The following is a 19,921-nucleotide window of genomic DNA, read 5'->3' on the forward strand; positions in this document are numbered from 1 at the left end:
TTGCAAATAATCATGAAAAGATATATAAAACCAGCATTTGTTAGCTTGGTTACAGTGGCTTCACTAATTTTAAGTAGCTGTACAAAAGATTTTGAAAAAATAAATACAGATCCAATTTCTTACAGCAAGGATAATTGGGATCCTAATTATACATTTAGTTCTGCTCAATTGTTTTATACAGGAAGTTTTGATTTTGCCTATGATACTTGGCGTGGAAATTTAATCTATTCGGCAACAATGATGCAGGGTTTGTCTACTGTAGTAAGTTATTGGGCAGGAGATAAATATATGTTAAACGAAAGTTACACGGCAGCTTATTGGGGTAATGGAACTGTCGGCGCCTATATTGAGCAGGTTAGAAATATTGTTGACGTAGTAGAGTTTACAAAAGATAAACCTAAATATGCAAATCTTCATCATGTCGCAAGAATTTGGAAGGCGTTGATATTTGCCCGTTTAACAGATCTGTATGGTGATGTTCCTTATTCTGAAGCAGGTGTGGGATTTTACAATAAAATCTATAAACCAAAATACGATAAACAACAAGACATCTACAACGATCTATTGAAGGAAATTGAAACGGCTACTGCAGCCTTAAAAGATGATGGTGATAAAGTAACCGGAGATGTTATCTACAAAGGCGATATTGCGAAATGGCGGAAATTTGGGAATTCGCTTTTGCTCCGCACAGCAATGCGCTTAGTGAAAGTAGATGAAGCCAAAGCCAAAGAATATGCCCAAAAGGTAATTGGGAAGACGATGACCAACAATGCAGATAATGCCTTTATCTTGCATGATGTGTCTGGTTCCCGGGTGACCCAGAACCGAAATAGCCAAGTACTCCTCGGAGATGGTGGACAGGAAAACTATTATGTAAAATGGTCCAAGACTTTTATTGATTATTTAAAATCAAATAATGATCCACGATTGAGAAAGGTTGCTGTGACTCAACTATACTTGTCTGAGAAAAGCAAAGACCAAAATGCTGGGTTTATAACTGATCCAGCAAAACAAAAAGGTATGCCTAATGGTAAGGATCTTGGATCCAATCCATTGTATAATATCAATGGAGATCCGAGCTATACTACTTTTCCAGATTATTCATCTCCTAATCCCAATATGGTTAAACGAACAGGTGCTACATTTATTTTAACCTACGGTGAGTCCGAGTTACTTTTAGCTGAGGCTGCACAAAGATGGGGAATAGGGGGGAGTGCTAGTGATCATTACAACAAAGGGGTTAAAGGTAGTATGACTTTCCTCGATCAATATGATGGATCAATGGCAATCAGTGAAGCGGATGCAGACGCTTATTTGAAGGCGCATCCATTTAATGTTGCAGATGGGCTGAAGCAAATAAACACACAGTATTGGGCGCATACGATCACAATGCTTGATTTTTATGAAACTTGGAGTAACTGGCGTAGAACAGGCTTCCCAGTGCTAACTCCTGTAAATTATCCAGGGAATGCAACTTCTGCCACTATTCCACGTCGCTTTCCTTATCCTGCAAATGAAGCGGCTATCAATGGAGAAAACTATAAGGCAGCCTCTTCAGCAGTACCCGGCGGTGATAATCTTGCAGGCCGAGTCTGGTGGGACAAATAATCACAATGGTTTGTTTTTTTATGAGGCTGAACTTTCGTAGTTTGGCCTCTTTAAACCTTTTATAAAATACTATGAACCTAAAAAATCAAATTTTACTAATCGCGGCTTTGCCATGGATTCTCCTTTCCTGTAATAACGTAGGTGATAAAACGAAGGAAAATGAGACCACAAAAAACAAAACCTTGACAGGGACGTACAGACTCTTAGAGGCTAAAACTATCAAAGGGAAAGACACTGTGACTGCTTTCACTGATACAAGCAAAACCGAAATGTTTAAAATGTTTAATGAAGATCATTTTTCATTTTTCAATCATGATAAAGAAAAGGGGAAAGGAAAGGAACCTCATTTTATTGCGGGGGGTGGAACTTATTCTTTTGATGGTAAAAAATATCAGGAGCGATTGCAATACTGTAGCCTCCGCGATTGGGAAAGTAAGAAGTTTGATTTTGAGTTGGAATTTAAAGGGGATACGCTTGTCCAACATGGGGAAGAGAATTTGCCCGAACTGGGGGTGAAACATACGATTATTGAAACTTATCTGAAAGTGAAATAAAGCTCTTATTGAGAAGTTCACAAAACTTCATTAAGTATATTTTGTTAATGCAAGCACCCATGGTATTTTCCATGGGTGTTTTTTGTGGATTTAAAACCTAAAAAAATAGATTTATTGGTGCTCACAAATAGCATGTTATTTATTTTAGAAAAAAAATAAAATTAAATTGCAACATTTTCCAGAATGATCCGACTATACAATAGAAACATAGGAATTAACAGTATTAAATAGTAAACGTGCAAAACCAACTTAGCGATAAAGATCTATTAGCGATGTGCCAATCCGGTAACGAGTCGGGCTTTGCACAGCTCTATCATCGCTATGCGAAGAAGATTTTTAACTCGATCTATCGGATTTTGTCAAATCAGGAGGAAAGTGAGGATGTTTTGCAGGAGACTTTTGTGGAGTTTTTCTCAAAATCGGACAAGTGGCAGGCGGTACTTAGTGTTGAAGCTTGGTTGAGAAGGATGGGAGTGAATAAGGCTATTTCTCTTTTACGGAAAAATAAGCAGTATTACACACCTATTGATGATCTGGAAATCCAGGATGAAGGCGAAGATGAACTGTTGGAAAAGGAGTGGCGAGAATGTCGGCTGACTGATTTGGAATCAGTCATTGATCAGCTGAGCGGGATACCCAAGATGGTGATCAATCTGTATCTTTTTGAAGATATGAGCCACGATGAAGTCGCGGAATCTTTGGGAATGACAGCGGTAGCGGTGCGGAGTCAATACCATCGCGCCAAAAAGAAAATTTACGAACAATTGAAGGAGAGGTATAATTATGCGGGATAATTTGAAGGATTTTGTGAACACCAATCGGGATGCATTTGACCGTAAGGAACCGTCATCGGATTTATGGAATAAAATCAGACCACAGGTTGTTCCTCCGGTACAGGAAAAGAAGATTAAACCTTTGTGGCGATGGGCAAGTATTGCGGCAGCTACATTATTGGTCGGATCTGCGGCTTTTGTCATCTTCAATCAGGAGAAAAAGGATGATCATTTGGGCAGAGTAGCAGATTTGAAATCTGCCCCTGTTCAGAAAGAGCCAGTGGACATCCTGCGCCCATCTCAACAAGAGGTAGCAGTAGAAGCTGGTCAGAAGGAACCGATACGGTCAATACAGACGATGACAAGTACGCCAAAAATACATCGTGAGGTTAACAGGACGGCGCAAAAGGTTCCTGTAGATAAGAAAGAAGGGCTTGAAAAAGATTATATGCAAATGCTTCAGGATTCTGTTTGGGCAAGTACAAGATTAGCAGCCGTACTCGCACTCCAAAAACAAGGAAATCTGAAAGAGGATGCAGCACATGCATTAGAGAAAATAGCTGTTTCGGATGAGAGCAGTAACGTGCGTATGGCAGCGATTGAGACCTTGCTGGATGGCATGACACCAGAAGTTAGGCAGCAAAAGGTTCAGGACTTTTTTGTCGCACAGAATGATCCTACATTACAGGTTGAGCTGATGCAGATGATTGCACAAAGAGATGAAGCGGAAATGAAAAATAGTACAAAGGATAAGCTGAACGCGATTGTAGAGGATCCCTTTACATTAAAATTTGTGAAAGAGCAAGCTTATGCGGTACTGCTGAACCACTAGAACAAACAATATATACGATGAAGCTGTAGAGACGTGCTAAGCTAATGGAATAAACCTCCGCACTTCATTACCTTAACAAAAGGAGCTTGTGAGCTCATAAATACCATTGAAAAAATGGACTAGAAAGTAATAATTATGAAGATGAAACCATTATGATTTATTCAATCACACAAGGGAGAATAAATCTGATAGCTTCATCACAATTGAAAAAAAAATTATACAGATGGAAAAGATAAGAATAATGATTATGGGAATGGCACTGCTCTTTGCTAATGCATTGCAGGCCCAAATAACGGAGAATGCAGAACGCGCCGTTCCGCCAAAGGCACCTAGACCTCCTAAAACAATGAGAATGCCTCATGGTGATAGTGAGAAGAGAGTTTGGAAAGAAATTAAAGTCCCCAATGTAGGCGAGAAGCTATTGCTGAAATTTGACAATGTCTCTATCGAGGGCTATAATGGAAAAGATGTTGTGATTACAGCGAAGGTGGAGGAACAGGAAGAGAACGACCGGGCTAAAGGATTGCGTGTAGTCAATGGTTCTGGCCTTTCCGATAATTCGGGAATGGGAATGAACATTCAAAATATTGCTGGTGTTACGGAAATCAGTATGGTTGGTATGCCACTGGAGGATTCTGTGCATGTTCGGGTTCCTTTTGATCTATCGATTAGTGTGAGAGGTGGTCGTGGAGGGTTCTTTAATGGCGGTGGTATTGAAATAAAAGATATTAGAGCCGAGGTCGAGATTGCTAGTACAATGGGAGATGTTAAGGTGATCAATGTCACTGGACCGCTCAATGTGAAAGTCGCTCAGGGCGACGTGGTCGCTAAATTTGTGCAACCAGTCAAAGGGCCTATCTCACTCATCGCAGCAATGGGCGCGGTGGACGTAGCCTTCCCGGTAAAATTCGGCGCTAACGTAGATATGAAGACCTCAATGGGGAATATTTACGCTGCAGATGAATTTCAATTTGAAAAGCCTGTTGAGGAGCCTAAAAGTGTTTACAACATGTCAAATACTGTAAAGGGAAAGATGAATGGTGGCGGACAGGACGTGATCTTGAAAACTTCTATGGGGGATATTTATATTAGAACCCAAAAGTAGTATGTGAAGTCCTGAAATAGGTATGCTATTTTCTGATTTACAAAAACCCTTAAATACTGAGTCGGTATTTAAGGGTTTTTTGTGCGTTTTTTGTTCTATGTAAAGCCATGAAATAGGTAGTCTATTTTTTTGGTTCCATACGAACTAAATATTGATCATGTTCATCTTCATATAGAATCTGAACAACCCAGCCTAGTTCATGGGCTATTTTGATCAGTTTATCCTGATCTAGATAAAGCCATTTGAAGGGATTTCCCTTTTGTCCTTTATATTCGTATTGATATTGGATCTCTCCAAAATAATGGCTGGGTTTTTTGATGTTATAATCCTCGTAGAGATAACCGATATCGGATGAATCAAAAATAAGCTGCCCTCTATCGGTCAGGAGCTCTTTACTATGCTGCAACAGCTTTTTAAAACCGTCAATGTCGCCAGCGATACCTACACCATTCATAAGAAACAAAAGCGTATCATACTTTTGTCCACTGAATTCATAGAAATCTTTGCATATGATATGTTGCACACCACGCTGTTGCATGATGTGACAAGCTGTTTGCGATATTTCCAGCGCATCGACCTCAAACCCCTTTTCTTGTAGATATAAGCTGTGACTGCCTACGCCAGCCCCCACATCTAATACCCGGCCGTCACAGAGTGATAATCCGATGAATTCCAGTTCTGGAAAATCGTCAGTATCCCTAAAGAAAATTTCTACAGGCATTTCGTCTTGGTCGCCATAGCTTGTATGCAGTATTAAAGGGAATTTTTCTTCTTGATGGATAAAGTAATCATCCAGGGCCTCACCATATACGTCTCTATACATTGTCATTATCAATCATTAATACTTTTTTTGCGATATAGATGGAATCTTCATCGCCAGTGTGCTTCATAGGTTCATCCGATAGTTTGATGACTGGAGTCCATTGATCATCTTCTGGAAGAGCATCAGTCATTTTGATGACAATATTCATGGGTCTAAGTCCTACATCGTTTGTAAAGTTGGTCCCCACACCAAATGAGTGTAATATTTTGCCTTCGCAGTAACTTGCAATTCTTTCGACCTTGTCGTAATCCAGGCCATCAGAAAATATAATTGTCTTTGACAATGGATCGATACCATTTTTCTTGTAGTGTGCAATAACCTTGTCTGTAAACTCTAGCGGGTCACCACTGTCGTGACGTACTCCATCAAATAATTTGGTAAGCTTTTTATCGAATTGTTGAAAGAAAACTTCCGTTGTATAGGTGTCAGACAGCGCAATCCCAAGATCACCGCGATAAACATCCGACCAGTGCTCCAATCCTAATAGGTTGGCCATTTTGTAGCCATATTTTGCCGCATGAAACATAAACCATTCGTGTGCATGTGTACCAATTGGTTTGGTTTCATATTTCATGGCTAGGTGAACATTACTGGTTCCGATAAAGGTTTTTTCTCCGTATTGTTTTAATGTACGGACAACCAAATCGTGGACTTCATAGGAATGTCTTCTGCGGGTGCCAAAATCGGCAATTGTGATATGCAGCTTTTTATATTTCTCGATTTTATCTTTGGCCGTTGCAATAACCTCTTCATCTGACGCGCGAACCAAATCCTGAGATTCATAGAAAAGCTCACAGATCAGTGACATGAGCGGTACCTCCCAAAGAATCGTTCGATACCAATACCCTTCGATAACAACTTCGAGATCGGGACCATCCTGTGTGATTTTTATTTCATCGGGATCATACCGATAACCTTGTAGAAAATCAAAATAGGTCGGATCAATGTAGGGACAAGTCCGTGCAAAAAAAGCTTTCTCAGCTTTGGTAAGCCGTAGGTCTGCCATTTCGTTTACAGCCTCCTTTAAAAGAATGTCAAATCCTTCCGGAAACTTATGATGCCCCCGATTGATAAAGTGGTAGCGTGCTTTTGCCTTTGGAAATAGCTTGACTACCGCATTCTGCATCGTGAATTTGTAAAAGTCGTTATCTAATATAGAGGTGAATGAAGCCATCTTTATTAATCTGATTTTTGTTTGAAACCGTAAATTTACTAATTAACATGAAAATGTGCGGATTGTTCATCATAAATAAAACAAGAGTCAATACAAGTTGGATGCTAAAAAAACGGGCCAGTGATGTGCTGACCCGTTTTTTACTTTATAAATTTGATCTGTTATCGTGTTCTTGAACTACCTCCTGAACGAGTTGATCCTTCAGATGATCTGGTTCTTGGAGCTGAAGAACTTCCTGTATTCGAGGAATTTGATCTTTCAACTGCGGGAGCCGAGGACCGTGTTCGGGTATTTTCATAGCTTCTGTTTTGCACCGGTTGGCTTGGTTGCGCTGCAGGTTGACTAGAGCGCGATCTGCTGTTGCCAGTGTCATAACTTCTATTTTGCACCGGTTGACTAGGTTGTGATACAGGTTGACTAGAGCGTGTTCTAGTATTGCCAGCATCATAATTTCCATTTCGTTGCGGCATTGTTGTTGGCTGCCCACTGCGGGATGAACCCGCATCACCTGTAGTGCTGGTGCCTGTTCTTACTCGTGTATTATAGTCCGAATTTCGGCTGTTGACAACACCACCGTTGTCAACAGCATTTCCTTGTCTGGTTCTACTGGTAGAAGTAGGGTTGTTCGTATTTGATGGATTAGATTCTCTGCCGGATCGGGTTCTAAAATCGTAATTGTCTGAAGTAGGTGTTGTACCTACATTATTTCTATTGTTCGAACTATTGTCTCTTGTGCGTCCATTAGTATTACTGGAGCTACGTGTAGATCCGCTATTATTATTCGCATCATTGCGTGATCTTACCGAGGCATTACCGCTATTGTCAATATATAACTCACGATTTCCAGATCTGGTATTGATGTTATCCCGGTTGGAAATGACACGATTGTTGCGGTCCGAAATTTCACTATTATTACTACGTGTTCGAGTTGAAGCGTCAACAACATTGGTCGGACGTGCAGATGAGCGTGTGTTGCGGTCTACATTCGGACGATACATATTGATTTCGCTTGATCTTGTACTGCTATTGCTGCTGCGCACCGATCCTGGTCGATCTACATTGTTAATACGGTTTACGTTAACAGTTCTACCTGTATAACGTTCGATGTCAGATCTACGGGGGCCGCCCACATAATAGTTATTATTGATGATCGTCGTATTGTTGATCACTGTGGTTCTATTATAGATATTGTTATAATTTCGACGGTTCACATAATATCTATCCATGTTTCGGTTCATAAAATGATTGACCGAAACAAAGGTCCAGAAGTTCATTGGGATATTGACTGAGACATTGATATTCATGCCCGGACCTAATGGAGCCCAACCATAATAATCATCGCTTTGGCGCCAGTTTACCCATGCTGGTCCCCATTCGTAATCTGGAACCCATCCCCAACCATAACGATCGTTGTAGTTCCATCGGCCGTAGTGGAAAGGAGCCCACCCCCAATCGTAATTGGAGACCCATGTGTTACCATAATCTGTCATGGACCAGTAACCATTGGTTGCATAAGGCTGGAAGTCAGGACCGGCATCAGGAATCCACACATATCCATAGTTTGGATCATTCACCCATTGTCCGTATGGTGAAAGTTCATCATAGAACGTCTGAAATGAAACACCAGAATTGTTATAGTTATTATAACCTGTATATCCTCCTCTTTGCGCCATCGTAGTAGTACAACTTGTAAAGGAAGCAACACCGATTAACCCCAGTACCCAATATTTTATGTTTCCTAAATTTTTCATCTTCGTAATATTTTAAGTAAGACAAAACTCTATGCTATTGTCTTTGTTATTATGACAGCATAACGTATTAAATGGTTTAATCAGTACACTATAAATCTGATTTTTTTTATATAAAAGTCAAATTGATGATCTTTTTACATAAACGACAATTTTAGATACATATTTTTTATTTACCTTTACCGCTCGAATTGTTACGTGTTTGTTGAGCATATGAGGTGTTTTATGACACATTAATTTGACATAGACATATTTTTAAATGGCTAAAAAACTTCAGACTTTTTTTCTAGAATTCGCAAACATTCATCGTTTCTTATTACGGTTTTGGCGCGAATTAGTAACTCCACCATATGAATTCAAAGAAATTATACGCCAATGCTATGAAATAGGCTATAAATCTTTGCCTTTGATTAGTTTAACAGGATTTATCGTTGGCTTTGTTTTTACGAAACAATCTCGTCCTTCCTTGGAAGAATTTGGTGCAACCTCGATGTTGCCATCGCTAATTTCAATTGCGATTGTCCGTGCGCTGGCCCCCCTGGTAACAGCTTTGATTGCATCGGGTAAAGTGGGGTCGCAGATCGGGGCTGAATTAAGTTCAATGAATGTGACTGAACAGATAGATGCGATGGAGGTGTCAGGTACTAATCCTTATAAATATTTGATTGTAAGTAGAATTTTAGCTACAACTATTGGTATTCCTGTGCTATGTTTTTATGTGGCAGGTATTGGCCTTTTAGGTGGTTATCTGAGTATGATGAGTAAAGATGACTTGAGTTTTTTGAGTTTTTTTACGCAGGTATTTGAAACAATTGCCTTCAAGGATTTAGGTGCTATGGTATTACGTGCTGTAATATTTGGCTTTACTATTGGAGCTGTAAGTTGCTATTGTGGTTATTTTTCCTCTAAAGGTACTGAAGGAGTAGGTAAGGCAGCCAATGCGGCCGTTGTTGCTTCGATGTTTCTTGTCTTTATTGAGGAGATAATTATTGTTCAGATTTTGTCGTTCTTTGGATAGTGGTATATGGAAAAGGCTAAAGTAAATATAGATCATTCTCAATCAGTCATTGAAATCAGAAATGTGAGTAAATCTTTTGGGGATAACCATGTACTCAAGGAGGTTAACCTAGATTTATATAAAGAGGAAAATCTTGTTGTGTTAGGACGTTCAGGTACAGGTAAATCAGTTTTGATCAAGCTGATTTCGGGATTATTAAAACCTGATGAAGGAACAATTGATGTATTGGGTGAATCTGTCACGTCGTTAAATGATCGTGAGTTGCGTGAATTACGATTAAAAATTGGTTTTTCTTTCCAGAATAGTGCACTCTATGATAGTATGACGGTTCGTGAGAATTTGGAGTTTCCATTGGTGAGAAATAAACGAAATCTCACACGATCTGAGATTAATCATGCTGTGGAGGAAGTGTTGGATGGTGTAGGTTTATCTCAGGCCATCAACCAAATGCCATCTGAATTGTCGGGAGGTCAACGTAAGCGGATTGGTATCGCGCGTACCTTGATCCTTCGGCCGGAGATTATGATGTATGATGAGCCTACAGCAGGTCTCGATCCGATCACTTGTTTGGATATCAATGGATTGATCAATGAGGTTCAGGAGCGGTATAAGACATCATCAATTATTATTACACATGATTTGGCCTGTGCGAAGGAAGTAGGTGATCGTATTGTGATGCTATTGGATGGTAAGTTTGAAAGACAAGGTTCTTTTGAAGAAATTTTTGATACAGATGACGCACGTGTTAAGGCGTTTTATAATTATAATTTTATTCTATAATATACATGAGTAAGGCAGAAAATAAAAGAGCAATCATTGTTGGTATTTTTGTTTTTTTAGGCGTATTGATTCTTTTGGCCGGGATTTTTATTTTAGGCAGTCAACAAAAGAAATTTACAAGAAACATCGAGATTGCAACTTCATTTCCTGATGTTGCAGGATTGAAAGTAGGAAGTAATGTTTGGTTTTCTGGGGTTAAGGTGGGGATCATTAAAAATATCCACTTTAAAAGTGTACAGGATGTCGAAGTTGTTTTAACTATTGAAGAGAAATCTGCAGAATATATTCGTAAAGATGCTGTCACAAAATTGGGCTCTGATGGATTGATAGGTAATAAAATTGTTGTTATCACTGGCGGGTCCCAAAATGCACCTACTGTGGAAACTGGTGATTTTTTAAGATCAGCGAAAACTGCCGACATGGAGGCCATGATGGAAACATTGCAGGTAAATAACGAAAACTTGGCTAAGATTACGACAGACTTTGTCGAGATATCACGTGGTTTGGCAGATGGTAAAGGTATGGTTGGTGCAATGCTGACTGATACAGCGATGGTGAATACATTACGTGCGAGCTTATTGTCCATCAGTGCTGCAATGAATAATGCCAATAAAGCATCTGCGAATTTGGTTACATTGACAAATTCACTGAACAGCAATAAAGGGTTGATCCACGATCTGACTACCGATACTGCTATCTTTTCAAATTTGCGTCAGTCTGCAGCGCAGTTGCAGGGGGTATCACAGACTGCAAATGCATTGATCAATAACTTGAATAATGCCTCTAGTCGATTGAACGATAAAGACAATGCGGTCGGTGTCCTATTGAATGATCCAGCTTCAGCAAATCAAATTAAGTCAGCCATTAATAATCTGAATTCTAGTACTGAAAAGTTGGATGAAAATATGGAAGCTTTGCAACATAATTTCTTGTTAAGAGGCTTCTTTAAGAAAAAAATGAAAGAGAACGCTAAAAAAGCAGAAGCACTAAAGGCAGATAGTGTACAATAAGTTTTAGTAAGAAGATATGAAAAGGCTTTACGCTTGCGTAGGGCCTTTTTTCGGTATTTCAATCCGATTTTTTAGATAATAACAGAGGTTTGAATAACCTTTTAGTATAGAAGAAATGAATAAATCTGAAATTACAGATAAAGAGGTGATCTTTGAAGATAATCATCTGATAGCGATTAATAAAAAAGCGGGCGATATTGTGCAGGTTGACGAAACTAGGGATCTTTCATTGGAGGATATGGTGAAGATCTATCTGAAAAAGAAATATGACAAACCCAATGATGCTTATGTTGGTGTCATCCATCGTTTGGATAGACCTGTTAGTGGCATGATTCTTTTCGCGAAGACAAGTAAAGCCCTCGAACGTATGAATAAGTTCTTTCAAGACCGGATGGTGAAAAAAACTTATTTTGCAATCGTACGGCAACGCCCACGTAATGCCGAAGGTAAATTGATCAACTGGTTAATTCGAAATAGACAGACAAGAGTAACGAAAGCATTTCCTCGTGAAGTGAAAGGCGGTACCTACGCTGAATTGGACTATGCGATAGTGGGTGAATTAAATGGATTCTACCTATTGCGGGTCGAACCCTTAACAGGTCGTACACATCAGATACGAGCACAGTTGGCAGCAATGGGTTGTCCTATTGTTGGCGATAACAAATATGGGTATCCAAGAGGAAGCTCAATGGGAAGTATCTGTTTGCACTCACGATCGTTAGCGTTTACACATCCCATAAAAAAAGAAAAGATGGAATTGGTGGCCTCATTGCCGCAAGATGGTTTTTGGGACAAATTTGAAGTATTGGTGGGCTAATCGCTAAATTTTCAGTAACTTTGGACTATGAAATGGTTTAAATATCTACTCGTAATATTTACCCTAAGCTGCTCGACAGTATCTATTTCTCAAGCACAATGTGCCATGTGTACGTTGACTGCTGAGAATTCTACCAAAGACGGTAATATGCAAGGAAGAGGGTTGAATGATGGTATCTTATTTTTATTGGTAATTCCCTATTTGGCAGCTGCAGGACTGGGGTATCTATGGTATAAGAAATACCGTAAAAAGAATCCGCCAACCAAGAAATTTATTAACGAGATAAAATAGAATCTGATGCCAACATCTAAATTTCATGCAATGATACATTCCAAATGTCCTAGATGTCATGTTGGAAAAGTATTTGAAGGAAAGGTCTATAGCCTACGGAAGCAGCAGATGAATGACGTTTGCCCACATTGTGGTGTTAAATATGAAGTTGAGCCCGGCTATTTTTATGCGGCGATGTATGTCAGTTATGCTCTTTCTGTTGCTGAGATTGTATCTGTATCTGTCGCTATTGCAGTTTTAACCGGAAGTGAGTCTCCTTGGTTCTATTTGGTTGGCTTGGCGGTTACTATTTTAGTTTTTGCGCCGTTTAATTTTAGATACGCCCGATTGATCCTATTACATTTCTTAACGCCTAAAATAAGTTATGATCCACGCTATGAATTAGCTTTGGAAATTGGTGAAAAGGATCAGGAATCCAAAGGAAATAAGATAAATTAAGAATTTTAGTTTGTATACATACTTAAAAAAATAAAGAGCCCTAGAGCTCTTTATTTTTTTAAGTATTTCATTGTACTGTCGAAAAGGAAGACTTTGTCCTTGTACAGCTCTGAAATAAATTGTTGTAATGGTATCAAATGTACCTGTTGGAAGTCCGCAATATGTTCTTCTGAAGGTAAAACTACTTGGATGCAATAAGTCATTCCTTCATGGGGTGACTGGAGCATTTCGAGGAAATGCACTTGGAATTTTTGGGATTGCACGATATTATCCTGAATCCAAGAAACGATGTCATTGTGGATCGTTTCTTCTGCTATAACAGAGACATTGTATAAAAACATAAACAAAAATACGGTTTTATACGCTATTTTTGAATATTACGTTTAATTACTATATCTTGTAAAAATAAGGTTGCATTGACTGCAATTTGGTATTTAATTACAATATTTGAGTTAATTGATAAGGACGCATTTGGGATTATGAGGTTGCAATTTTGGACTGTTTTATTTTTTTGTGCATTGACTATGTTGGGATGCCAACAACATAAGGTTGATCCTATACCCATCAATCAATTCTTTTCCACACCTGAAAAATCAAATTTTAAGATTTCCCCTAATGGTCGGTTTATTGCCTATATCGGCATGGACAATCATTGCAAAAACATCTATTTAATTGATTTGAAGCATCAGGATAGCTCCAAACAATTAACCTACCAGAATGATATCAATGTAAAATCTTTTGCCTGGAATAACGATTCTAAGATTTCCTTTTTGACAGAACAATCTTCCCAAGATAGTTTGCGTTTGTATGCTGTGGATATTAACACTGAAAAAATCTGGGCATTAATTAAACCAGTTCGTGCGCGGTTTAGATGGATTCATTCGACGGTGTCCGGTGGTGAGGGTTTTGTTGCGGGGATTAATGATCGTGATTCCTCTTTTTTTGATCTATATCGTATTTATTTGGATGGTCGACCACGTGAATTGATCTTACAAAATCCAGGCAATATGAGCTCCTGGATTGCTTCCAATGATGGACAGATACGTTTGGCTATCGCAAACGATTCCGTACAACAATCTGTTCTTTTCCGTCCTTCTGAGAAAGAACCTTTCAAGGAGATCATACGTTGTGATGTAGAAAGCAGTTTCACTCCGTTGGGATATAAAGACAGTTCAAATAGTATTATCTATGCACTATCGAATATAAACCGTGATAAATTGGCCTTGGTAAGCTATGATCTGGTCAATGAAAGGGAACTGGGCGAGCTTTTTAGCCATAAAGAGGTTGACATGAGTCCAGGAGGTTATTTTCCGGAGCTAAATCGCTTGTTGTTTGTGAATTATACAACCTCAAGGCAAAGCAGGCATTTCTTCGATGAGCAGACCAAGCAGAAATATGATGAATTGTCTAAGCAGATTGATGGTTTTGAATTCCAAGTTCTTAATACCGACGCTTCAGGCGAAAAAGTGATTATTAAAACCTATACAGATGTTAATCCTGGTGGAATTTATTTTTATGATTTTACCACAAAAAAACTGACTAAATTAACCGATAATAATTCTGATCTTAAAGATAAGGAGTTGTCTCCAAATGAGTTTATTACTTATAAAGCGAGAGATGGGATAGAGATATCTGGATACTTGACCTATCCGGTTCATTCCAATCGAAAAGATCTTCCAATGGTAGTATTGCCACATGATGGGCCAAATGGGCGTGAGGTGTGGGGTTTTGATAATGAGGCGCAATTTTTGGCAAACAGAGGGTATTTGGTTTTTCAGATGAACTATAGGGGCTCAACGGGATTCGGGAAAAAATTCTGGACAGCAGGTTTTAAAGAATGGGGCGGAAAAATTCAAGATGACATTACTGATGGAGTGAAGTGGCTGATCAAAGAGGGGATAGCGGATAAGAATCGTGTCGCTATTGTCGGAAAGGGATTTGGTGGTTACTCTGCGCTTCATGCTGCTTGTTTCAATTCGGATCTTTATAAATGTGCGGTTTCTTATTCAGGATATACAAACCTATTCACCTACTTTAGGGATATTCCACCTTATTTTAAATCTTATGTACAGAAGATGTATCAGATCGTTGGTAACCCTATCCGGGAGGCGGAGCTGTTTAAAAATATATCACCTGTATTTCATTCGGATAAAGTAAGGATCCCTGTGTTGTTGGTTCAAGGTGGAAAAGATCGGTTTAGTTCTGTGACGGATGCGAATCAATTTGTTCAAAAGTTAAAGAACAATAATGTTCCTGTACAGTATTTTCTAAAGGAAGATGAAGATAGGACCTTTAAAAAGGATGAGAATGTATTTGGCTATTATAATGAGCTGGAACGGTTTTTGGCAAAATATCTAGCAGACTAGAGGCAGCATATGAAAGCAGAAAAATACAGCTATCGAAAAAATTACGGATTATTGTTGATGTTTTTTATCGTCATCAGTGGCCTTTATATTTTTGCGCTTTTTCTATCTAGAAACTATACTGAATCACATATAAAAAATGAATTTACGAATAGAAAATCTGAAATTTTTGATCAGACGCTGATTCCTTTTAATGACTTTTTTCAAAATAGAATCCCCGAGGTGTCTTTTTACCAAGGTTTCCTAGACTCTGTACAAGCGGGAAAATACGCATATAGTATTTTAAGTTCTTATCCTTTTGTACGGGAAATAGGTTTTTTTGATCTGCAATTCAATAATGATCATAATCTGAACTATGGTTTTATTGTTAATAACCTGCGGATTCAACCCAAAACTATTACCTTTTTTACGGTATCCCGATCGGGACTGAATAAAAATACAATTCTCGATCGTGCTCAAATGGGGCTGCATTCTGAGGAAATTAATAATATAGGGGTTAAACTTGCTACTTATATTGATAAGCTGCAAGCGAATGCGAAGCTTTCTGATAAGGATATTTTAAAGGTATTTTATACGATCAGGCCGGGGCAGATTACGTATTTAAATATACCGAGGGTTAATGATCTGATTGTTTATAAATCCATTATGGAAGGGAATCTGGACCATACTGTCGGCTATGAACAGGATATGTTCAACTTTCAGATTGACCCAATGTATTTGGAGGTGAAAAATAGTTATACAAATCTTTACGAAAAGGTAGCGATTGTTCCATTGGTTGGCGCGCCAATTACACCTGAGGACGATGAAATTTCAACAGAAATGCCATTACCGGGAGCTTTGGCTGATTATAAATTGCTTTTCAGATCGAGTAAAAGTTTTCTTTCGGAAGAAATAAATCGTAGTTTTTGGCCTGTATTAGGTGGTATTTCATTGATTTACATTATTTTAATAGCAATTCTATATTTAATTTATAGAAATTTAGAAATTAACGGGAGACTTTTTAAATTGCAATATGATTTTATCAACAATTTGACACACGAGTTTAAGACACCTGTTAGTGTAATAAAAATTGCGGGAAATAATATTAAGAGTGCGCAAGTACTTTCCGATGACGAAAGAAAAATGTATGGTAATATATTAGATCAGGAAGCTGATCGACTCAATAATTTAATGAATAAATTATTGTCTTTTAGCCAGATTGAAAATAAAACCATTAAATTAAACAAAGAAGAGGTGGATCTAGAGGAATTTACCGAAAATCTGGTTGCTTCTTCAAGAATAAAATATGCTGACTTTAAAATTAGCACAAAAATTGATGTAAGAACATCGATGCTGGCAGATCCAGTGTTATTGAGTAGTGTATTTCAAAACATGATAGACAATGCCTATAAGTATTCGAAAGCGGGGCATAAAATCTTGGATATTACGATACAACAAAATAAGAAGAATTTTGTTATCACTTTTAAGGACGAAGGGATTGGGATAGAGAAGGCGGAGTTTAACAATATCTTCAAAAAGTTTTATAGAATAAAAAGTCAATATAATCAGCAAGGAAGTATTGGTTTAGGTTTGGCTTTCTGTAAGGAAATCACTGAGTTTATAGGTGGGGACATTACAGTCAAAAGTCAATTGGGGCAAGGCACTACCTTTACGTTGGTATTTCCGGTTTAAAAATAAATTTAAATATGAAATATCCATGTTTAGAAAGCATGAATACTTGTGATAATAAACTGGATATTCCATAAGACATTTAAAAGACAAATTATTTACTTATGAATAAAGACATCACTGTTGCTGTTATTGAAGATGATGAGAACTTACGTTTCTTGGTAAAACATCGATTAGAATCTGAAGGCTATCAAGTCATCCAAAGCGGAAATGGGAATGAAGCAGAAAGTTTAATCTTGGAAAAGAGACCCGATGTGGTCCTGTTAGATTGGATGCTCCCTGGAAAAGAAGGTAACGAGATCTGCGAAGATGTCCGTAAAGCAGGATTTGAGAATATCATTATTATGATGACTGCTAAATCCCAGGATGTGGACAAGATTGAGGCTTATAGCTTTGGTGTGACGGACTATATTAGTAAGCCGTTCAATATGGACGTGTTGATTGCTATGATAGATAATAAGGTGAAGTTTTTTCTACCTAAAAATAGTCCAGAGATCTACAAGTTTGGGCAGACGGAGCACCATCCAAATATCCATTCATTAATACGTGACGGTAAAAAGGTTGAGCTAACTATTCTGGAAAACAGGATTTTATTGCATTTTCTTCAAAATTTGGGCCGGGAGATCACGCGTGAGGAGTTGATGGAAGTGGTATGGGGCTATAGTTCAAATGTAAATACACGGACGTTGGATATGCATGTTGTGCGTCTGCGAAAAAAGATCGAAACAAACCCCGACAAACCGCATTATCTGCAAACCGTGAGGGGGTTGGGTTATAAATTTGTTGACGAAGAGGAGATTTGATTATATTTGATGGATAAGAATTTGTTTTGTTGAAAACAATTATTATCTTCGTATAGATTGAAAGCAAGACCATGTTACCCGACGAGGGTAATATGGTCTTGTTTCTTTTTTAAAATGTAGAAAATAAGAAAAAAGATAAAATTATGGCAGAAGTAACTTATTTTACGGAAGAAGGATTGCGTAAGCTGAAAGAGGAATTAGCTTATCTGAAGACGGAAGGAAGATCTAAAATTGCCAATGCTATTGCAGAGGCTAGGGACAAAGGTGATTTGTCTGAAAATGCAGAGTATGATGCTGCTAAAGAAGCTCAAGGGCTTCATGAAGCTAAAATTGCCAATTTGGAAAACACGTTGGCTACAGCTCGATTGATTGATGAATCCAAGTTGGACACATCGAAGGTATTGGCATTGTCAATTGTTAAGATCAAAAATAAAAAGAATGGAGCTGTGATGACTTACCAATTGGTTGCCGAATCAGAGGCTGACCTCAAGTCTGGTAAGATTTCCGTTAAATCTCCTATTGCTCAAGGGTTATTGGGTAAATCGAAAGGTGATACTGCAGAAATTGAAGTGCCTGCAGGTAAGATCGAATTTGAAATTGTAGAAATTTCGAGATAATATATGTCGGTTATGTGCGGTACGCCATAACCGCACATCCACAAATTAACTTTATATTAAGAAGGTCGGGTTCTAGCAATCGCGACCTTTTTTGTTTATATTTGTTGTGAACGTCATATTTAATGTTACTTATGGTCGTTTTTTATCAAATGTATTTAGATAGTAAATATTAGACATTAGACTTTCCTTCTGCAAGCCCATGGCTGGCACAACTGAAGTCTCAATACGTAATACTAATATCTCAATACTTTATTACAAAAAAGAGTTTATTCCAATATAGAATAATATGTCAACAATTTTTTCAAAAATCGTTGCTGGTGAGATTCCAGCTTACAAAGTTGCGGAGAGTAATGATTTTCTTGCTTTTTTGGATATCAGTCCTTTGGCGAAAGGTCATGTTTTGGTGATACCTAAGAAAGAAACAGATTATATTTTCGATATTGAAGATGATGAGTACATGGCACTTTGGGTATTTGCAAAAATCGTTGCGCAGGGGATAAAAAAAGTAATTCCATGTGTTAAAGTTGGCGTGGCTGTTGTGGGATTGGAAGTTGCGCATGCACATATCCATCTTGTTCCGATCAATAAAATAAGTGACCTAAATTTTGCTGGGCCTAAGTTAAGTCTAGATGAAGATGAGCTTCATCAGATTGCTGAAACAATACGGGAGTCCATTATCAGCATAACTGCACAAAATCAATAACAAGATTATATTACACTTGATTTACTTTCGTTTTTTAGAAGAATACTATATTTGTACTTTGTTGTTTTAAAATTATACAGGGATAAAAGTAGATTTGGATTCTAAAATGAAGAAAACAACATTGATTTTTACTGAAAGTTATGCATGAACTTTTGTTGTCATTTCAACAACTAATGAATCCCGAAGAGCTCTTAAGTTCAGGTGGTTTTTATTTAGTTATTTTAATCGTATTTGCCGAAACAGGTCTGTTTTTTGGTTTTTTTCTACCCGGCGATTACTTATTATTTTTAGCGGGATTGTTTTGTGCACTCAATAAGATCGACGTGAGTATTTATACACTTTGTTTGGGCTTGTTGGGAGCAGGAATATTGGGCAATTTTACAGGTTATTGGTTCGGTTATCGAGCCGGTCCCATGTTATTTAAGCGAAAGGATAGTATTATCTTTAAGCGGAAATATGTGGTGATGGCGGAAGAATTTTACCATAAATATGGGGGAACCGCATTAATTATAGGTAGATTTGTTCCAATAGTTCGTACTTTTGCTCCTATCTTTGCGGGTGTTGTAAAATTAGATTTCAAAAAATTCGTCTTATATAACATCAGTGGAGCTTTAATATGGGTCATGGTATTGACTCTTTCCGGTTATTTCTTGGGGATAGAATTCCCATGGATTATCCATTATGTCGAATATGTTGTCGTTGGGATGATCGTGGTCGCATTTTTGCCTATTGCAATTACTTTGCTTAAAAAGCGAATAAAAGACAAAAGAAACAAACAAAATATACAGTAAAATAA

Annotated in this window: 21 protein-coding genes; 17 read left to right on the plus strand and 4 right to left on the minus strand. The window is 38.0% G+C overall.

Going from position 1 to position 19,921, the window contains the following annotated elements; translation table 11 throughout:
- Positions 1-12: 12 nt before the first annotated feature.
- The 5 genes from OGI71_RS00180 to OGI71_RS00200 all read left to right on the plus strand — a co-directional run bounded on the left by OGI71_RS00180 (position 13) and on the right by OGI71_RS00200 (position 4,872).
- Positions 13-1,608, plus strand: a complete 1,596-nt coding sequence (locus tag OGI71_RS00180) for a SusD/RagB family nutrient-binding outer membrane lipoprotein (RefSeq protein WP_282253327.1) — start codon at positions 13-15, stop codon at positions 1,606-1,608.
- Between the two features lie 71 nt (positions 1,609-1,679).
- Positions 1,680-2,162 carry a hypothetical protein gene (locus tag OGI71_RS00185; protein WP_282253328.1) on the plus strand — a complete coding sequence of 161 codons (483 nt, stop codon included), beginning with the start codon at positions 1,680-1,682 and terminating at the stop codon, positions 2,160-2,162.
- A 236-nt stretch (positions 2,163-2,398) separates the two neighbouring features.
- Positions 2,399-2,956, plus strand: a complete 558-nt coding sequence (locus OGI71_RS00190; protein WP_282253329.1) for an RNA polymerase sigma factor — start codon at positions 2,399-2,401, stop codon at positions 2,954-2,956.
- On the plus strand, positions 2,946-3,767 hold the full coding sequence (locus OGI71_RS00195) for a HEAT repeat domain-containing protein (protein ID WP_282253330.1): 822 nt from the start codon (positions 2,946-2,948) through the stop codon (positions 3,765-3,767). Before OGI71_RS00190 ends, OGI71_RS00195 begins: the two co-directional genes overlap by 11 nt.
- A gap of 223 nt (positions 3,768-3,990) precedes the next feature.
- Positions 3,991-4,872 carry a DUF4097 family beta strand repeat-containing protein gene (locus tag OGI71_RS00200; protein ID WP_282253331.1) on the plus strand — a complete coding sequence of 294 codons (882 nt, stop codon included), beginning with the start codon at positions 3,991-3,993 and terminating at the stop codon, positions 4,870-4,872.
- Between the two features lie 121 nt (positions 4,873-4,993).
- On the opposite strand, the gene OGI71_RS00205 is transcribed toward OGI71_RS00200, so the two are convergent.
- From OGI71_RS00205 to OGI71_RS00215, 3 genes are all read right to left on the minus strand, one after another.
- A complete protein-coding gene (locus OGI71_RS00205) occupies positions 4,994-5,695 on the minus strand; it encodes a methyltransferase domain-containing protein (RefSeq protein WP_282253332.1) in 702 nt (233 codons plus the stop codon).
- Entirely contained in the window at positions 5,688-6,869 is a 1,182-nt protein-coding gene (gene pncB / locus OGI71_RS00210; RefSeq protein WP_120259904.1) for a nicotinate phosphoribosyltransferase, read from the minus strand. Before pncB ends, OGI71_RS00205 begins: the two co-directional genes overlap by 8 nt.
- A gap of 161 nt (positions 6,870-7,030) precedes the next feature.
- Positions 7,031-8,620: a DUF6600 domain-containing protein gene (locus OGI71_RS00215; protein WP_282253333.1), complete on the minus strand. Its 1,590-nt coding sequence runs from the start codon at positions 8,618-8,620 to the stop codon at positions 7,031-7,033.
- Positions 8,621-8,876: 256 nt separating this feature from the next.
- Here OGI71_RS00215 and OGI71_RS00220 point away from each other — a divergent pair, with 256 nt between their 5' ends.
- The 6 genes from OGI71_RS00220 (at position 8,877) to OGI71_RS00245 (ending at position 12,971) form a co-directional block, all read left to right on the plus strand.
- Positions 8,877-9,635: an ABC transporter permease gene (locus OGI71_RS00220; RefSeq protein ID WP_077438387.1), complete on the plus strand. Its 759-nt coding sequence runs from the start codon at positions 8,877-8,879 to the stop codon at positions 9,633-9,635.
- A 6-nt stretch (positions 9,636-9,641) separates the two neighbouring features.
- Positions 9,642-10,415 (plus strand): ATP-binding cassette domain-containing protein, encoded by a 774-nt coding sequence (locus OGI71_RS00225; protein ID WP_259187254.1) that lies wholly within the window; start codon positions 9,642-9,644, stop codon positions 10,413-10,415.
- Between the two features lie 5 nt (positions 10,416-10,420).
- Positions 10,421-11,425, plus strand: a complete 1,005-nt coding sequence (locus OGI71_RS00230; protein ID WP_120259907.1) for an MlaD family protein — start codon at positions 10,421-10,423, stop codon at positions 11,423-11,425.
- Between the two features lie 115 nt (positions 11,426-11,540).
- On the plus strand, positions 11,541-12,242 hold the full coding sequence (locus tag OGI71_RS00235; protein WP_259187252.1) for an RluA family pseudouridine synthase: 702 nt from the start codon (positions 11,541-11,543) through the stop codon (positions 12,240-12,242).
- A 27-nt stretch (positions 12,243-12,269) separates the two neighbouring features.
- Positions 12,270-12,533, plus strand: coding sequence for a hypothetical protein (locus OGI71_RS00240; RefSeq protein ID WP_120259909.1), 264 nt, complete (start codon positions 12,270-12,272; stop codon positions 12,531-12,533).
- Between the two features lie 6 nt (positions 12,534-12,539).
- The gene (locus OGI71_RS00245; RefSeq protein WP_282253334.1) at positions 12,540-12,971 is read left to right on the plus strand and encodes a DUF983 domain-containing protein; all 432 of its coding nucleotides are present in this window, start codon (positions 12,540-12,542) and stop codon (positions 12,969-12,971) included.
- A gap of 50 nt (positions 12,972-13,021) precedes the next feature.
- Here OGI71_RS00245 and OGI71_RS00250 read toward each other — a convergent pair whose 3' ends face one another.
- Positions 13,022-13,312 (minus strand): DUF4286 family protein, encoded by a 291-nt coding sequence (locus tag OGI71_RS00250; protein ID WP_120259911.1) that lies wholly within the window; start codon positions 13,310-13,312, stop codon positions 13,022-13,024.
- A 138-nt stretch (positions 13,313-13,450) separates the two neighbouring features.
- On the opposite strand from OGI71_RS00250, the gene OGI71_RS00255 reads away from it, so the two are divergent.
- The 6 genes from OGI71_RS00255 to OGI71_RS00280 all read left to right on the plus strand — a co-directional run bounded on the left by OGI71_RS00255 (position 13,451) and on the right by OGI71_RS00280 (position 19,916).
- Positions 13,451-15,337, plus strand: coding sequence for a S9 family peptidase (locus tag OGI71_RS00255; protein WP_282253335.1), 1,887 nt, complete (start codon positions 13,451-13,453; stop codon positions 15,335-15,337).
- A gap of 9 nt (positions 15,338-15,346) precedes the next feature.
- Positions 15,347-17,005 (plus strand): HAMP domain-containing sensor histidine kinase, encoded by a 1,659-nt coding sequence (locus tag OGI71_RS00260; protein WP_282253336.1) that lies wholly within the window; start codon positions 15,347-15,349, stop codon positions 17,003-17,005.
- Positions 17,006-17,106: 101 nt separating this feature from the next.
- Positions 17,107-17,805: a response regulator transcription factor gene (locus tag OGI71_RS00265; protein ID WP_077438378.1), complete on the plus strand. Its 699-nt coding sequence runs from the start codon at positions 17,107-17,109 to the stop codon at positions 17,803-17,805.
- Positions 17,806-17,948: 143 nt separating this feature from the next.
- Positions 17,949-18,422 carry a transcription elongation factor GreA gene (greA, locus tag OGI71_RS00270; protein ID WP_077438377.1) on the plus strand — a complete coding sequence of 158 codons (474 nt, stop codon included), beginning with the start codon at positions 17,949-17,951 and terminating at the stop codon, positions 18,420-18,422.
- Positions 18,423-18,708: 286 nt separating this feature from the next.
- Positions 18,709-19,125: an HIT family protein gene (locus tag OGI71_RS00275; protein WP_282253337.1), complete on the plus strand. Its 417-nt coding sequence runs from the start codon at positions 18,709-18,711 to the stop codon at positions 19,123-19,125.
- 140 nt (positions 19,126-19,265) lie between these two features.
- Positions 19,266-19,916, plus strand: coding sequence for a VTT domain-containing protein (locus tag OGI71_RS00280; RefSeq protein WP_282253338.1), 651 nt, complete (start codon positions 19,266-19,268; stop codon positions 19,914-19,916).
- The last annotated feature ends 5 nt before the right edge of the window (positions 19,917-19,921 follow it).

Source organism: Sphingobacterium sp. ML3W (assembly GCF_029542085.1).
Lineage (GTDB): Bacteria > Bacteroidota > Bacteroidia > Sphingobacteriales > Sphingobacteriaceae > Sphingobacterium.

What these genes read in the sequence shown, in the direction of transcription:
- OGI71_RS00180 (WP_282253327.1), top strand. Translation starts at nt 13, where the DNA reads ATGAAAAGATATATAAAACCAGCATTTGTTAGCTTGGTTACAGTGGCT.
- OGI71_RS00185 (WP_282253328.1), top strand. Translation starts at nt 1,680, where the DNA reads ATGAACCTAAAAAATCAAATTTTACTAATCGCGGCTTTGCCATGGATT.
- OGI71_RS00195 (WP_282253330.1), top strand. Translation starts at nt 2,946, where the DNA reads ATGCGGGATAATTTGAAGGATTTTGTGAACACCAATCGGGATGCATTT.
- OGI71_RS00200 (WP_282253331.1), top strand. Translation starts at nt 3,991, where the DNA reads ATGGAAAAGATAAGAATAATGATTATGGGAATGGCACTGCTCTTTGCT.
- OGI71_RS00205 (WP_282253332.1), bottom strand. Translation starts at nt 5,695, where the DNA reads ATGTATAGAGACGTATATGGTGAGGCCCTGGATGATTACTTTATCCAT.
- pncB (WP_120259904.1), bottom strand. Translation starts at nt 6,869, where the DNA reads ATGGCTTCATTCACCTCTATATTAGATAACGACTTTTACAAATTCACG.
- OGI71_RS00215 (WP_282253333.1), bottom strand. Translation starts at nt 8,620, where the DNA reads ATGAAAAATTTAGGAAACATAAAATATTGGGTACTGGGGTTAATCGGT.
- OGI71_RS00220 (WP_077438387.1), top strand. Translation starts at nt 8,877, where the DNA reads ATGGCTAAAAAACTTCAGACTTTTTTTCTAGAATTCGCAAACATTCAT.
- OGI71_RS00225 (WP_259187254.1), top strand. Translation starts at nt 9,642, where the DNA reads ATGGAAAAGGCTAAAGTAAATATAGATCATTCTCAATCAGTCATTGAA.
- OGI71_RS00230 (WP_120259907.1), top strand. Translation starts at nt 10,421, where the DNA reads ATGAGTAAGGCAGAAAATAAAAGAGCAATCATTGTTGGTATTTTTGTT.
- OGI71_RS00235 (WP_259187252.1), top strand. Translation starts at nt 11,541, where the DNA reads ATGAATAAATCTGAAATTACAGATAAAGAGGTGATCTTTGAAGATAAT.
- OGI71_RS00240 (WP_120259909.1), top strand. Translation starts at nt 12,270, where the DNA reads ATGAAATGGTTTAAATATCTACTCGTAATATTTACCCTAAGCTGCTCG.
- OGI71_RS00245 (WP_282253334.1), top strand. Translation starts at nt 12,540, where the DNA reads ATGCCAACATCTAAATTTCATGCAATGATACATTCCAAATGTCCTAGA.
- OGI71_RS00250 (WP_120259911.1), bottom strand. Translation starts at nt 13,312, where the DNA reads ATGTTTTTATACAATGTCTCTGTTATAGCAGAAGAAACGATCCACAAT.
- OGI71_RS00255 (WP_282253335.1), top strand. Translation starts at nt 13,451, where the DNA reads ATGAGGTTGCAATTTTGGACTGTTTTATTTTTTTGTGCATTGACTATG.
- OGI71_RS00260 (WP_282253336.1), top strand. Translation starts at nt 15,347, where the DNA reads ATGAAAGCAGAAAAATACAGCTATCGAAAAAATTACGGATTATTGTTG.
- OGI71_RS00265 (WP_077438378.1), top strand. Translation starts at nt 17,107, where the DNA reads ATGAATAAAGACATCACTGTTGCTGTTATTGAAGATGATGAGAACTTA.
- greA (WP_077438377.1), top strand. Translation starts at nt 17,949, where the DNA reads ATGGCAGAAGTAACTTATTTTACGGAAGAAGGATTGCGTAAGCTGAAA.
- OGI71_RS00275 (WP_282253337.1), top strand. Translation starts at nt 18,709, where the DNA reads ATGTCAACAATTTTTTCAAAAATCGTTGCTGGTGAGATTCCAGCTTAC.
- OGI71_RS00280 (WP_282253338.1), top strand. Translation starts at nt 19,266, where the DNA reads ATGCATGAACTTTTGTTGTCATTTCAACAACTAATGAATCCCGAAGAG.